Raw genomic sequence first — 13498 nt, forward strand, 5'->3', positions numbered from 1 at the left:
GGTCGGTGCACTCGATCAAAATAGTGTTTATATCGGCAGCAACTTGAACTGCCGATCCCACAGCGGGCTGACGTCCAACCGCTCACTCAAGACCCCGGCGTTGAAAAACAGATCAGCCACTTCCTGTTGCGAAGCGATGGCGGGTTCATTCACTTCGATCAGCTTGTAGGGCTGGCTGCGGCTGTTGTACATGTCGAGGAACACCGCTTTATCCACCCCCAGCAACTGCGCCGATTTTGCGGCCCAGGGCTCGGGGTTGTTGTTCATCCACTCCAGGGTGCGCGCCTCGCGCTGCAGGTAATCCTGGATCGCCTGTTTGCGCAGCGGGTCTTCCAGGGCGGCGGGGCGGGCAGCGATCAAGTAGTTGCCCGAGAGGTAGCCCAGGGCGGTTTTCAGCACCCGGGCGCCACTGCGAAATTTCGCCAATTGGATAAACACGCCGTAGATCACCCAGGCATCCAGCTGGCCACTCTGGAACGCGCTGAAACCATCTTGCGGGGTGAGCGCCACGGCGGTGATGTCGTTCAAGGTCAGCCCTTGTTCCTTCAGGGCCTTGATCAAAAAGTAGTGGGACGTGGTGGAGCGCACATAGCCGACCCGCTTGCCCTTCAGTTGCTCGACGGATTCCAGCTTCGAATCCTTGGGGATCAGGATCACCTGGTTGTTCACATCACCTTGAAGGACGGCGATCAGCTTGGGTTCGCGATGGCTCTGGATCGAGAAAATCGGCGGGATTTCACTCATGCCACCAATGTCCAGGCTGCCCGAGGCCAAGGCCTCGACGATCAGGTTGCCGCCGGCAAATTCGGAATAGTCGACTTTGTAGGGGGTATTGGCGGTGCCGGCATCGTCGGTGAAGTAGGAGTCCTGGCCACGGTAGGTGGCGACGGCGAGGGTCAGCTCCGAGAGTTTTGCCGTGGCCCCCAGCGCCCGTGGCACCAGGGTCGACAACCCCAGTGCGGCCAAGGCTACGGAGCTGGCGGTCAGGAAACCGCGACGATTGAGCTGTCCCTGGATGATCGTGTTCATCATGGTCAGGCCAGTGCCTCCTGTTGCGCTTCGGATTCAAGGGCGAGGCTATGGCGATTGGCCGGAACATCCAGGCCGAGGTTGTCGCGCAGGGTGACGCCGCTGTATTCGCTGCGAAACAGACCACGTTGCTGCAACACGGGCACGACCTGTTCGGTGAAGGACTGCAAGCCATCCGGCAGTAGCGAGTTGATAATGAAACCGTCGGCCGCGCCCGCTTCGAACCAGGTCTGGATCGCGTCGGCGACCTGCTCCGGGGTGCCGACGAAATCACGTTTGGGGCGCGAAAAGCGCAGCGCCACTTCCCGCAAGGTCAGGCCTTCGTTCCGGGCCAGCTGTTTGATGCGGTCAGAGCCGCCTTTCTGGCTGTTGGAGCCCAGGTCGCCCAATTCGGGGAACGGCGCGTCCAGCGGATATTGGCTGAAATCATGGTCGTTGAAGGGGCGGCCCAGGGCGACGATGGCGTCCTCGACGGTCACCAGTTCCACGGCTTGTCGATAGCGGCTTTCCACTTCGGCTTCATCGCGCCCGACAATCGGCCGGATGCCCGGCAGGATCGACAGCTGATCGGCATCGCGGCCAAAACCACGGGCGCGCTTTTTCAGGTCCTGGGCATAGACACGGGCTTCGTCGAGGCTCTCGGCGTGGACAAAAATAGCATCGGCATTCTCGGCGGCAAAGTTACGTCCGGCCTCGGAGGTGCCGGCCTGGAAAATCACCGGTTGGCCCTGGCGGGAACGGGCGATGTTCAGCGGGCCCTTGACCGAGAAAAACTCACCCTTGTGTTCCAGGGCATGCAGCTTGCCCGGGGTGAAGAATTCGCCGCTCTGCTTGTTATAGGCGAAGGCGTCGTCCTCCCAGGAGTCCCACAGGCCCTTGACCACTTCCACGTGCTCCTTGGCGATGCGATAGCGCACGGCATGGGGCGGGTGCTCGGCCTTGCCGAAGTTGTCGGCGGTGCCGCTGAGCCAGGAGGTCACTACGTTCCAGCCCGCGCGGCCGCCACTGATATGGTCCAGGGAGGCAAACTGGCGCGCCACCTGGAAGGGTTCGGTGTAGCTGACGGTCACGGTCGCCACCAGGCCGATGTGCGACGTCAGCGCCGCCAGGGCGGAAAGGATGGTCAGCGGTTCGAAGCGGTTGAGGTAATGGGGGCTGGATTTCTCATGGATATGCAGGCTGTCGGCGATGAACACGAAATCGAACTTCGCGCCTTCCGCGAGTTGTGTCTGCTGTTTGTAGAAACCGAAGTTGACGCTGGCGTTGGGTTGGGCCTGTGGATGGCGCCATTCGCCCCAGCCATGGCCGACGCCATGGACCATCGCACCGAGTTTCAGTTGGCGTTTGCTCATGTTCTCACTCCTTTTATCGGGACGGCTGTCTATCGGGAAGCCTGGGTCAGTGGGGCACGCTTGGCGTTGAAGCTCTTGTCGAAGCCTTGGGATACGTCGATATGTCGGGTGAGCAGTCCCTCTTCCTGGTAGATGTCGGCGGTGGTTTGCAGGCCGCTGATCACTGCGTCATCGATCGCCACCGGTTGCATATGGGTGGCCTTGGCCACGGCGATATGCACGGCCAGGGGCAGGCCGGTGACCTTGGCCAGGGCGGCGGCATACGCGTCGGGATGGGCATTGCTCCAGCGATAGGCCCGGTCGACCCGGGCGACGAAGTCGTCCAGTTGCTGGCGCTTGCCGGCGATGGCCTGGCTGGTGGCCGCGAGGTACAAGTGGTTGGTCAGCAGGCTGTCACCACTGACCAGGACCTTGGCCTGGCTTTGGGTGGTGGCGATGGTGGTGTAGGGATCCCAGGTCGCCCAGGCGTCGGCGCTGCCGTTGTCCAGCAGCAGGCGCGACTCGCTGGGCAGCAGGTAAATGAATTGCACGTCCTGGGTGGTCAGGCCGACGCTGCGCAGCGCCTTGATCGCCAGGAAGTGGCCGATGGAGCCGCGGGTGGTGACGATGCGCTTGCCCTTGAGGTCGGCGGCAGTGGTCAGCGGCGAATCCTTCGGCGCGAGTATGGCCGTGGTGTAGCGCCCCTCGGCGTGGATGATGCTCACCACCTTCAGCGGCGCGCCGGCACCGAGGGCGAAGACATAGGGCGCATCCCCCAAGGCGCCGATATCCACGGCCCCGGCATTCAGCGCTTCACCCAGTGGGGCTGCGGCGGGGAACTCGGAAAACTGGATCTCGTAGGGCACGTCGGCAAGTTCGCCGGAGACCTCCAGCAGCACTTTGATCGTCGACTTTTGATTGGCCACCAACAGCGGTTGCAGGTCGGCGGCGTGGCTGGCCGCGCCGAACGTGAGGGCGCTGGCGAGCAGCAGGTGTTTGAACGGTTGGGTAAAGCGCATGACAGCGTGCTCCAGGCGAAGCTTGATGTTTCGTGTCACCTCCGCCTGGAGAAAGGGGTCGGGCTGAATTCAATGTGTGGCAGATCAAACGGCGCTGCCCGGCATGCGGTGCAGAAGCCTGGAGGGCTCAGATCACGAAAAAGCCATGGGTGCCGTCGCGGGCCAGTTGTTCCACCAGGCCGAATTCCCAGTCCAGGTAGGCCTGCATGGCTTCCCGTGGGTTGTCGGTGCCTTCGTAGGGGCGGCGATAGCGGTCGATGCGCGGTGAGGCGAGGTGGCTCTCGCCTTCCTCCAAGGGCAGTTGTGCGGCAATCCAACTGGCGGTGCCGTCCTGTAGCAGGAACACCTGCTTGCCGGTCAGTGCTTCGACTTCGGCCACCGCCAGGCGCGCCAGCTGGCTGCTGCCGCAGGTCAGCACATAGCGTTGCGTCGCCGGCACCTTGGCCAGGGCTTGCGGCAATTGCCCGCGCAGCGCCCACCAGGCACCGGGAATATGGCGTTTGACGTAGTTGGCGCTGCTGGTGAAGTCCAGTACGGCGGTGTCGCCGTGGGTCAGCCATTCGGCCAGGGTCTGCGGGCTGATGACTTCGGCCTGCCGAGGCGCCGGGACCGGTGCCTGCCACGGGCCGTGCTCGCTGAAATGCGCCGGTTGCAGGTCGTCCAGCACATGCACTTCCCAACCTAGCTGGGCAAGCCAGGAAGCGGACATATTGGCCCGTACACCGTCGTCATCGGCCAGCACCAGGCGCGCGCCGCGTACGCTGGCGACATGATCGGTTTCCTGCACCAGCTGGCCGCCCGGTGTCGAGCGGGCGCCCGGCAGGTGACCTGCTTCGTATTCTTCCGGGGTGCGTACGTCGAACAGGTAGGTGGTGCGCGCCGCTTGCTGCTGCCAGCCTTGCAGGTCGGCCAGGGTGGCGCGGCCCACGCGGGCTTTGTCGGCAACACTGCGAGCCTTCTGGGCGGCGATCTGGCGATGTTCTTCCGAAGTGGAGGCGAAGCGTCGCGACTGACCGTGTTGCAGCGTCTGGCCGGCCAGGGTCCAGCCGATGGTGCCGTTGCGCAGGGCGAATACCCGATTGGCAACACCGGCATTGATCAGCGACTGGGTGCCGATGATGCTGCGGGTGCGCCCGGCGCAGTTGACGATTATATGGGTGGACGGATCTGGCGCCAGCTCGCGGGCGCGTAGCACCAGTTCGGCGCCGGGGACGCTGATGCCGGTGGGAATACTCATGGTCTGGTACTCATCGAAGCGCCGGGCGTCGAGCACCACCACATCGGCCTCGCTGTCGAGCAGCGCCTGGACCTCTTCCGCCGCCAGGGACGGGGTGTGGCGCCGACTTTCCACCAGCTCGCCGAAGGCCTTGCTCGGCACGTTGACGTCGATAAACAGCTCGCCACCGGCGCGGCGCCAACCGTCAAGACCGCCCGCCAACAGGCTGACCCGGGTATAGCCGAGCGCCTGCAAACGCTCGGCGGCGATGTTCGCCAGGCCTTCGCCGTTGTCGTAGACCGTCACCTCGGTATCACGGCGGGGGATGCGCGAGTAAACCTCCAGCTCCAGTTTGGACAGCGGGATATTGGCGGCGAACAGCGGGTGGGATTCGGCGAAAGGCGCTTCTTCGCGCACATCGACGAGGGCGACTTCTTCATGGTCCAAGAGTGCCTGGCGAATCTGGGCGAAGGTGCGGTTCGATACAGTACTCATTGGGCAGGGCTCTCTTTGGACAAATCCCAGATGTTCGGGAGAAAGGCGTTGGAATAACCGGAGATAAACAGTTTCTCGCTGCCGTCGGGCTGATACACCGCGCGGCGCACGGCACCGATATTGGCGCCGTAGACATGAATGCTGATGGACACCCGGTCAGCAAAGGCATTGCTGACTTGGTGGATGTCACCGATCTTCGGCGAGACCGCCTCGACCTGGCCCGGCTCCAGCTGGATCCGCTTGCCCGCGGCGATCAAGGCGCCGTCGGTGCCGCGCTCGAACCCTTGGGAATACTCGGAACCGCGCAGCATGCCGATCAGCCCCCACACCCGATGATCATGAATCGGCGTGCTTTGCCCCGGCCCCCACACGAAGCTGACGATGCTGAAACGCTGGCGCGAATCGGCATGCAGCAGAAATTGCTGATAGCGCTCGGGGTCGGGCTGGGCAAACTCGTCCGGCAGCCAGTCATCATGGCTGACCAGTTGCGCCAACAGCTTGCCGCCGCGGTGCAGCAGATCGCCTTCGCGAGGGTTGCCGTCGATCAATTCCGCCAGGGCGCCTATGAATGCTCTGAGTCTCTCCGGGTGTCGGGCCTGGGTCATGGCAGTTCCATCGTGGGTGATTCGTTGTAGTGGGGTTATCTAAGCATAATGTTTATGTTTAATATGCTATTTTTTAATGATTAGGTTATAGCTGAAAGTAATTTAGAACCGGTTTGAATAGCGTTAGGCGTTATCGATAGGTGAGCGGGCTATCCAGGCGCCGTTTATCTCACTATGCTTTTCACACATCTTAATGACTGTTCTCTATGTGCGGCCCAAATGAAAATTGACGATATCGATGCCTTTGTCGAAGTGATTCGTTGCCAGTCCATCAGCCATGCCGCCGAGTCGTTGCAACTGACCCAGCCGGCGATCACCCGCCGCGTGCAGAACTTCGAGCAGGCGCTGGGAGTGGAGTTGTTCGACCGTAACACCAAGCCGCTCAAGCCTACCTTGATCGGAACCCGGGTTTATGAACAGTGCCGTCTGATCCTGCGGGAGATGGATGCGCTGCGCGAGTTGGTGGCCACCGATGCACCCCCCACCGGGCTGTTGCGCCTGGGCGTGCCGCAAACCATCGGCGATGTGGTGCTGCTCGACGCTCTCAAGCACCTGCGCACCGAATACCCCGACCTGCGCGCCCAGGTGGCCACGGGCTGGGGTAGCCAGTTGGTCGGCAAGATCGAGCGCGGTGAGCTGGACGCGGCGGCGGCGCTGTTTCCGGCGGGCAAGATCTTCCCGGACAATATCGTCGGCGAATCCATCGGCAAGATGGAACTGGTGGTGGTGTGCGCCAAGGCCCAGCTACCCAAGCGCCCGTGCAAGCTGGCGGATGTCTACCAGAGCGGCTGGATTCTCAACCCCGATGGCTGCGGCTTCCGGGCCGGGCTGCAACGCACCCTGTCGGATCAGGGCCTGGCCTTGCGGGTCAACCTGGAAACCTTTGGTACCGAGTTGCAGTTGGGGCTGGTGGCTGACGGCCTGGGGCTGGGCCTGGTGCCGCGGCCGTTGCTGGAGCGCAGCGTCCATCGCGAGCAACTGGCGGTCATGCCCCTCAAGGATTTCAAGCCGGTGATGGACCTGTGGCTGATCTACCCGCACTTCCTCGGCAACCTGCAAGGGCCGGTGGATGCCTTTGGCAAGCTGGTGGCGGCGTCGTTGCACAAGGTCAGAAACGCCGCATGATTCTGCGGCGTGATATGAAAAAAAATAATAATTAGCTTAGATTAAAATGTGCTTTTTATTATTTTTTCCCATCCCATAGGCTTGCCTGGAAGTCCTTAAGGCCATCCAGGAAGTTTTGCCATGAGCAACGTCAGTCCGTTATCCAGCGTTTCGAACAATGTCCGACTGCGGGTCACTCCTGAAGAGTGGGAGGTCCGCGTCAAGCTGGCCGCTGCCTATCGGTTGGCGGCCTTGTACAAGTGGACCGATCACATCTACACCCATTTCTCCGCCCGGGTGCCGGGGCCCGAGGAACATTTCCTGATCAATGCCTTCGGCTTGCTGTTCGATGAAATCAGCGCCTCCAACCTGGTCAAGGTGGACATCGATGGCACCCTCGTCGACGACCCGACCGGGTTGGGCATCAACTACGCCGGTTATGTGATCCACAGCGCCATCCATGCTGCCCGTCCTGACCTGCAAGCGGTGCTGCACACCCATACCCGGGACGGTATTGCGGTGTCGGCGCAGAAGGATGGGTTGTTGCCGATTTCCCAACACTCCATTGGTTTTTCCGGGCGGGTGGCTTACCACGGGTATGAGGGCGTGGCCCTGGACCTGGATGAGCGCGAGCGGCTGGTGGCTGACCTGGGGGACAAGAGTGTGATGATCCTGCGCAACCATGGCTTGTTGACGGCCGGGATCAGCGTCGAGCATGCATTCCAGCAACTGCAGGGGTTGGAGCGGGCGTGCAATATCCAGATCGCGGCACAGGCGGGGGGCAATGCCGAGTTGATCTTTCCGCCGGCCGAGGTGGTGGCCAAGGTTGAGAAGCAGGCCGAGGTGTTCAAGAGTGGGGATGGACCTGGAGTGGCGCGGCATTGGAATGCGTTGATTCGACAGTTGGAACGTACCGATACCGACTACAAGAATTAAGGCGGGCCTGACAAGTCACGGCCGAGTTGAAGTCCACCTCTCTCCCGAGAGGGAGAGGTGGCTTTTGCCGGGAGTTCGACCCAAGTACAAAAGGCCGAACCCAGCGCTTGCAAAAAGCCGCTCTAGGCGACCTTTTCAGCTGCTTGCCGCTCGCGTTCCGCCACCAACTGGCGGGTCAGGGGGATCAGGCGCTTGCCATAGTCGATGGCGTCATTGAGGGGATCGAAACCGCGAATCAGGAAGGTGGTAATGCCCAAGTCGTAATAGTCGAGCAGGGCCTCCGCCACTTGTTCAGCCGTGCCCACCAGTGACGTCGAATTGCCCTGCGCCCCCAGCAGCCCGGCGATCCCGGTCCACAAGCGTTTATCCAACCTCGAACCCTGGGCCGCAGCCGCCAGCAGGCGACGAGACCCTTCGTTCGGTGGTTCGCGCCTTACAAAACCGTTCTGCTCGGCGAGGGCGGTAGCCTGTTGCAGGATTTGCTCCGCACGTTCCCACGCCAGCTCCTCGGTTTCGGCCAGGATCGGTCGCAACGACAGGCTGAAGCGAATCGTCCGCCCATGTTTGGCGGCTTCAGCGCGTACCCGGGTCACCACTTCCCGCACTTGCTCGTAGGTTTCACCCCACAGCGCATACACGTCCGCATGCTTGCCGGCCACGGCGATCGCCGCCGCTGAAGATCCGCCAAAATACAGCGGGATATGCGGCTGTTGCGGCGACTTCACCGTCGAATACGCGCCCTCGACCTGGTAATAGGTGCCTTCATGGGCAAAGGGCTTGTCACTGGTCCATTCCTGGCGCACCACGCTCAGGTACTCATCCGTGCGGGTATAGCGTTCGTCCTTGTCGATATGGCTGCCGTCGGCCCGCAGCTCGCGATCGTCGCCGCCGGTGATGATATGCACGGCGGTGCGCCCGCCGTTGAACACGTCCAGGGTGGCGAACTGTCGAGCGGCCAGGGTCGGCTGGGCAAAACCGGGCCGATGGGCAATCAGGAACTGCAGTTTTTTGGTCACGCTGGCGGCGTGGGAGGCGATAAGCGTGCTGTCCGGACTGTTGGAGTGGAAGGCGACCAGGGCACGGTCGAAGCCGGCGGCCTCGTGGGCGCGAGCGACGGTTTCCACATAGTCGGGTTGCAGGGTCGGACCACTGCGGGGATGGATCTCGGACGCGTGATGGCCGCCGATATAGCCGATAAATTCAATGCTCATGGTCAGTTCCTTATGTGGGTGGGCGCTCTGTAGGGGTCGAAAGTAGGGGGCGGGGACTGGGCTGTAAAATGCCGTTTTGTTCTAAGTTAATTATTAATTTGTAGAATCTTGATTAATGCTATTTATCAGTAATATGCATTTTATATCGGCAAGGAGAGCGTGAGCGGCGAGGGCCGGGGCCTGGAAGCTTTATTATGCAAATAATTTATTTTCTGGAATTGCTGTCTGATTTTTAATCATATTAGGTTATTCCCAAAAAGAATTTCACTGAGGTTTTTTATGCGACTAGCATGAAACCGAAGCGGCGCTCCCGGCCGTGTTCTTTGTGAGGAAGGAAGCCTGATGACTGAAAAGTCCCTGAATGCCAGCTCGTTTTCCGTCGACAAGGTGGCTCGCTTGCAGGGCGAGCCTGAAGGCGTCTCACGGCTGATTCCCGTTTGGCTGCGCAACTGGCGCACCCCTGAAGTGCTGTTGCGCCTGGTCAGCCCGATCGTGTTGCTGCTGGCGTGGGAGCTGGCCTCCGAGCTGGGGCTGATCCCGCAACGGGTCATCGCCGCGCCGTCGCAGATCGGCGGTACCTTGTGGGCGATGATCGTTTCCGGCGAATTGGGCAAGCACCTGTTGGTCTCCCTGCAACGGGCGCTGCTGGGGCTGAGCATTGGCGTCAGCATTGGCGTGGTGGCGGCGCTGGTCACCGGCCTGTCCAAGCGCGGCGAGGTGATCCTCGATTCGCCGATGCAGATGCTGCGCACCATTCCTTCCCTGGCCCTGGTGCCGTTGTTCATTCTCTGGTTCGGCATTGGCGAGTTCACCAAGATCGCGCTGATCGTCACCGGCACCATCTTCCCGGTCTACCTCAACCTGTTCGCCGGTATCCGCAACATCGACCCCAAATTGATCGAGGCCGCCAACACCCTGGGGCTCAACCGTCGCGAATTGATCTGGCATGTGATCCTGCCGGGCTCGTTGCCTTCTTTTTTTGTCGGCCTGCGCTATTCCCTGGGGATTTCCTGGCTGGCCCTGGTGTTCGTCGAGCAAATCAACACCACCGCCGGTATCGGTTTCCTGGCCAGCGATGCGCGGGATTTCATGCGCACCGACGTGATTGTGATTTGCCTGTTGATCTACAGCGTCCTCGGCCTGCTGATCGACGGCCTGATCCGCACCCTGGAACGTTTCGCCCTGGCCTGGCGCCCATCTTTCGTGAGGAACTGACATGTCGAATATCGAATCTTTAGCGCCGCCGGTACAGTTGCGTAACGTGGTGCGCCAGTTCGGTCAGCAACGGGTCATCGACGGCCTGGACCTGGACATTGCTCCCGGCGAGTTTGTCGCCCTGCTGGGCGCCAGCGGTTCCGGCAAAACCACTTTGCTGCGCAGCCTGGCCGGGCTGGACAGCATCGACAGCGGCCAGTTGCGCGTGCCCAAGGCCCGGGCGGCGGTGTTTCAGGAGCCGCGGCTGATGCCCTGGAAGCGCGCCTGGAAAAACGTGATCCTCGGACTGCGTGTTCCTGATGCCAAGGAGCGCGCGGTGCAGGCGTTGACGGAGGTGGGGTTGGCCCATCGGCTGGATGCCTACCCGGCGACACTCTCCGGTGGGGAGGCCCAGCGCGTGGCGTTGGCCCGTGGTCTGGTGCGCGAACCCAAGCTGTTGCTGCTGGACGAACCTTTCGCCGCGCTGGACGCCTTGACCCGGATCAAGATGCATCGGTTGATTATCGAACTGTGGCGCAAGCATACGCCGGCCGTGCTGCTGGTCACCCACGACGTTGACGAAGCGATTCTGCTGGCCGACCGCGTGATCGTCCTGGCCCATGGCAAGATCGCCGAGCAGTTGACCATCGATCTGCCTCGGGCGCGGGACACGGGCCAGGACGGCTTCCAGGCGATCCGGGCACGCTTGCTGAGTCTGCTGGGGGTTGAAGTGGACGTCCCGGCGGCAGTGGCGCCAGCGGTTGCCAGCGGCGTACGGCGATTTGCCCATGGTTGAGTTGAGGGTGTTGATGTGGTTGGCGGCCGCGTTGTTGCTGGGAGGGTGTGATAAAGCTGCCGAGGCCCCGAAAACCGATTCTGATTTATCCGGCGTGACCTTGATCCTGGGCGATCAGGCCAAGGGTTTGCGCACAGTGGTAGAAGCGGCCAACGCCCTGGAAGGCATCCACTACAAGGTTGAATGGGCCAACTTCCAGGGCGCCGCGCCGCTGTTCGAAGCCTTGCGCGCCGGCGCGGTGGACCTGGGCCCGGCCGGTGATACGCCGGTACTGGCCGCGGCCACGGGTGGCGCGCCATTGCGTATCGTCGCCGTACGCCGCAGCCAATCCCGGGGCATTGCGATCCTGGTGCCGCCCGATTCGCCGATTCACAGCGTCGCGGACCTGAAAGGCCATAACGTGGTGGTGTCGTCCGCCCGCGGCAGCATTTCCCAGTACCTGCTGATTCGTGCCCTGGCCAATGCCGGGGTGGATGAAAAAGACGTCAAGGTCGGTTTTGTCCTGCCCACCGATGCGCTGCCAGCCTTCAATGCCGGAAAGATCGAAGCCTGGGCCACCTTCGGCGTGTATCAGGCATTTGCCGAGCAGAAGGGCGCCAGGGTGTTGATCAGCGGGGAGGGGATCAATACCGGGCTGACCTTTATCACGGCGTCCGATGAAGTGCTTGGCGACCCGCTCAAGCGCAAGGCGTTGAGCGATGTGTTGCAGCGTTTCGCCAAGGCCTTTGAATGGGCGCAGAAGAACCCGGAGGCCTACGCGCAAGTGTTTGCCAAGGTCAACGATATTCCTCTTGAGGTTTCACAGTTGCTGCGCAGTTGGGGCGATGAGTCTTTGTTGCCGGTGGAGGCACGGGATCTGCAGGCGTTGCAGCAGGTGGATGATCTGTTCGTCGAGAAGAAGATCTTCCCCCATCGCGTCGACGTGGAAAAATTCACCGACGCGCAGGTGTTTTCGAGCGAGTCGGTGGCCCTGAGTCCCGCAATATCCGCATCGGTGAATCCCAACTGACCGGCCTGACTTTATGATGCCCGGGCTGCATCGATCTAGGGCGCCGGATCACGCTGGGCACTTTGTTGCCCCGGGTTTGTCACGGCCTTGGGTGTGCGCATCAGCAGGGGGCCGAACGTTGCCAGCAGGCCGAGCAGGATCAGCGGGAGAAACATCAGTTTGTTCAGGCTGAACTGACTGACGATCACGGTGATCACGGCGGGGCCCACCAGCATGCCGGAAAAGCCGATGCAGTTGACGATGCCGATATTGCGCCCGGCATGCACTGGATCCCGGCGCCCTGCGGCGGAAATCATCAGCGGGGCGATGCAGGAGAGGCCGAGGCCGAATAGCGCGAAGCCGAGGATGCCCGTCAGCGCAGTGCCGCCGACCAGGGTGACGGTCATGCCGAAGACGCACAATGCGCCGCATCCGAACACCACTCGTGAATTACCAAAAGCGGCCGCCAGGCGGTCACCGAACAGACGCCCGACAAAGGCCGCACCGACGAAGATCGAGACCGCCATGCCCGCCGTGGAGGTGCTGGTGGAGAACTCGCGGCGAATGTATTCCTGGCCCCAGTCGGCAATGGCGTTCTCGCCCATCATGCTGCCCAGCAGGAGGGTGCCGAGGGCAATCATCACCAGCAGGGTTTTGGTCGAGGGCCCTTTGCCGCGTTCATCCGCGGCCCCAGTCGTGTGCCATTCGCCGGTCTGTGGGTCGGGCACATCATCCTTGCCCAGCAGCCAGCGGCTGAAGACACAGCCCAGTACCAACATGGCGATGCCCAGCACCGTGTAGGGGACTTGCACGCTGTCGGTGTAGAAGCCGGTCAGCCAACTGCAGACCATGCCCAGCAGGAAACCGCCAAGGGAATAGAACGCGTGGAAGCCGGACATGATCGAGCGTTGGTAAAACCGCTCGACTTGCACGCCATGGGCATTCAGGGCGGTATCCAGGGCGCCTCGCAGCAGCCCGAGCAGCGTGCCGAAACACAGCGCGAACCAGAAGCCGCCGACATACCCCAACGGAATGATTGAAAGCGGATAGGCCAGGGCGCCCAGGGTAATGATCGGCTTCGCGCCAAAGCTATCCAGCAGGCGGCCCACCAGCAGTGCACCGGCTGCGGAACCGACGCCGACTCCCAGGGCGATCAGGCCGAAATCGCTATCGCCCGGTTCACCGCTGAAACCCAGCTGTGCCCTGAAGACGCTCACGCCGGTGGACCAGATGTACATCATCGCGCCGATCATCATGAAGCCGAGGAAGGTCGCGATACGCGCCTTGCGAATGCGCGGCGGGATCGGTGTTTTCTGAAGAGTCTTCGTCACGCTGCATGGTCCCTTTTATTTTTGTCGGGTGGTTATGCAATTGGATATTCATCGCTTGGGTTATACGAATAACTGGCGAAAAGTAAAACTTGAGGATGAAGGTGTCAACGATTTTAGATAACCACTATCCAATGCCGCACCGGGTGAGTGGCCTAATGTGAATTTTTGAGTTATACGTATAACTCATTCCGTCCGAGCAAAGGAGTTTGCGTGTCGTCTCAAGAATGGGTTGTGCCGTGCTCC

The 13498-nt window shown here is 61.6% G+C and carries 12 protein-coding genes; 5 read left to right on the forward strand and 7 right to left on the reverse strand.

Annotation, left to right across the window (positions count from 1 at the left end; translation table 11 throughout):
• Positions 1-27: 27 nt before the first annotated feature.
• From CWE01_RS04505 to CWE01_RS04525, 5 genes are all read right to left on the reverse strand, one after another.
• Positions 28-1032 (reverse strand): ABC transporter substrate-binding protein, encoded by a 1005-nt coding sequence (locus CWE01_RS04505; protein ID WP_100939332.1) that lies wholly within the window; start codon positions 1030-1032, stop codon positions 28-30.
• A 2-nt stretch (positions 1033-1034) separates the two neighbouring features.
• A complete protein-coding gene (locus tag CWE01_RS04510) occupies positions 1035-2381 on the reverse strand; it encodes an LLM class flavin-dependent oxidoreductase (protein ID WP_100939333.1) in 1347 nt (448 codons plus the stop codon).
• 29 nt (positions 2382-2410) lie between these two features.
• Positions 2411-3379, reverse strand: a complete 969-nt coding sequence (locus CWE01_RS04515; RefSeq protein ID WP_100939334.1) for an ABC transporter substrate-binding protein — start codon at positions 3377-3379, stop codon at positions 2411-2413.
• A 127-nt stretch (positions 3380-3506) separates the two neighbouring features.
• Positions 3507-5090: a rhodanese homology domain-containing protein gene (locus tag CWE01_RS04520; protein WP_100939335.1), complete on the reverse strand. Its 1584-nt coding sequence runs from the start codon at positions 5088-5090 to the stop codon at positions 3507-3509.
• Positions 5087-5695 (reverse strand): cysteine dioxygenase, encoded by a 609-nt coding sequence (locus CWE01_RS04525; RefSeq protein WP_100939336.1) that lies wholly within the window; start codon positions 5693-5695, stop codon positions 5087-5089. The genes CWE01_RS04520 and CWE01_RS04525 overlap by 4 nt, the downstream gene beginning before the upstream one ends.
• Before the next feature lie 219 nt (positions 5696-5914).
• On the opposite strand from CWE01_RS04525, the gene CWE01_RS04530 reads away from it, so the two are divergent.
• The gene (locus CWE01_RS04530) at positions 5915-6820 is read left to right on the forward strand and encodes a LysR family transcriptional regulator (protein WP_100939337.1); all 906 of its coding nucleotides are present in this window, start codon (positions 5915-5917) and stop codon (positions 6818-6820) included.
• Positions 6821-6940: 120 nt separating this feature from the next.
• A complete protein-coding gene (locus CWE01_RS04535) occupies positions 6941-7735 on the forward strand; it encodes a class II aldolase/adducin family protein (RefSeq protein WP_100939338.1) in 795 nt (264 codons plus the stop codon).
• A gap of 122 nt (positions 7736-7857) precedes the next feature.
• Here the strand turns inward: CWE01_RS04535 and CWE01_RS04540 are convergent, their stop codons facing one another.
• Positions 7858-8946, reverse strand: a complete 1089-nt coding sequence (locus tag CWE01_RS04540; RefSeq protein ID WP_100939339.1) for an LLM class flavin-dependent oxidoreductase — start codon at positions 8944-8946, stop codon at positions 7858-7860.
• A gap of 342 nt (positions 8947-9288) precedes the next feature.
• Between CWE01_RS04540 and CWE01_RS04545 the strand changes: the two genes are divergently transcribed.
• Genes CWE01_RS04545 through CWE01_RS04555 form a run of 3 tightly spaced genes read left to right on the forward strand, consistent with a single transcriptional unit; the run spans position 9289 to position 11945 of the window.
• Positions 9289-10161 (forward strand): ABC transporter permease, encoded by an 873-nt coding sequence (locus tag CWE01_RS04545; protein WP_100939340.1) that lies wholly within the window; start codon positions 9289-9291, stop codon positions 10159-10161.
• A gap of 1 nt (position 10162) precedes the next feature.
• Positions 10163-10936 (forward strand): ABC transporter ATP-binding protein, encoded by a 774-nt coding sequence (locus CWE01_RS04550; protein WP_100939341.1) that lies wholly within the window; start codon positions 10163-10165, stop codon positions 10934-10936.
• On the forward strand, positions 10929-11945 hold the full coding sequence (locus tag CWE01_RS04555) for an ABC transporter substrate-binding protein (protein WP_100939342.1): 1017 nt from the start codon (positions 10929-10931) through the stop codon (positions 11943-11945). Before CWE01_RS04550 ends, CWE01_RS04555 begins: the two co-directional genes overlap by 8 nt.
• Before the next feature lie 35 nt (positions 11946-11980).
• Here the strand turns inward: CWE01_RS04555 and CWE01_RS04560 are convergent, their stop codons facing one another.
• Complete coding sequence (locus CWE01_RS04560; protein ID WP_100939343.1) at positions 11981-13255, reverse strand: MFS transporter; 1275 nt, start codon at positions 13253-13255, stop codon at positions 11981-11983.
• Positions 13256-13498: the final 243 nt, after the last annotated feature.

It is taken from the genome of Pseudomonas sp. QS1027 (assembly GCF_002814235.1).
Lineage (GTDB): Bacteria > Pseudomonadota > Gammaproteobacteria > Pseudomonadales > Pseudomonadaceae > Aquipseudomonas.

Excerpts from the sequence above, each read along its gene's own strand:
- CWE01_RS04525 (WP_100939336.1), bottom strand. The coding sequence starts at position 5,695 with ATGACCCAGGCCCGACACCCGGAGAGACTCAGAGCATTCATAGGCGCC.
- CWE01_RS04535 (WP_100939338.1), top strand. The coding sequence starts at position 6,941 with ATGAGCAACGTCAGTCCGTTATCCAGCGTTTCGAACAATGTCCGACTG.
- CWE01_RS04505 (WP_100939332.1), bottom strand. The coding sequence starts at position 1,032 with ATGATGAACACGATCATCCAGGGACAGCTCAATCGTCGCGGTTTCCTG.
- CWE01_RS04550 (WP_100939341.1), top strand. The coding sequence starts at position 10,163 with ATGTCGAATATCGAATCTTTAGCGCCGCCGGTACAGTTGCGTAACGTG.
- CWE01_RS04510 (WP_100939333.1), bottom strand. The coding sequence starts at position 2,381 with ATGAGCAAACGCCAACTGAAACTCGGTGCGATGGTCCATGGCGTCGGC.
- CWE01_RS04545 (WP_100939340.1), top strand. The coding sequence starts at position 9,289 with ATGACTGAAAAGTCCCTGAATGCCAGCTCGTTTTCCGTCGACAAGGTG.
- CWE01_RS04540 (WP_100939339.1), bottom strand. The coding sequence starts at position 8,946 with ATGAGCATTGAATTTATCGGCTATATCGGCGGCCATCACGCGTCCGAG.
- CWE01_RS04555 (WP_100939342.1), top strand. The coding sequence starts at position 10,929 with ATGGTTGAGTTGAGGGTGTTGATGTGGTTGGCGGCCGCGTTGTTGCTG.
- CWE01_RS04520 (WP_100939335.1), bottom strand. The coding sequence starts at position 5,090 with ATGAGTACTGTATCGAACCGCACCTTCGCCCAGATTCGCCAGGCACTC.
- CWE01_RS04515 (WP_100939334.1), bottom strand. The coding sequence starts at position 3,379 with ATGCGCTTTACCCAACCGTTCAAACACCTGCTGCTCGCCAGCGCCCTC.
- CWE01_RS04530 (WP_100939337.1), top strand. The coding sequence starts at position 5,915 with ATGAAAATTGACGATATCGATGCCTTTGTCGAAGTGATTCGTTGCCAG.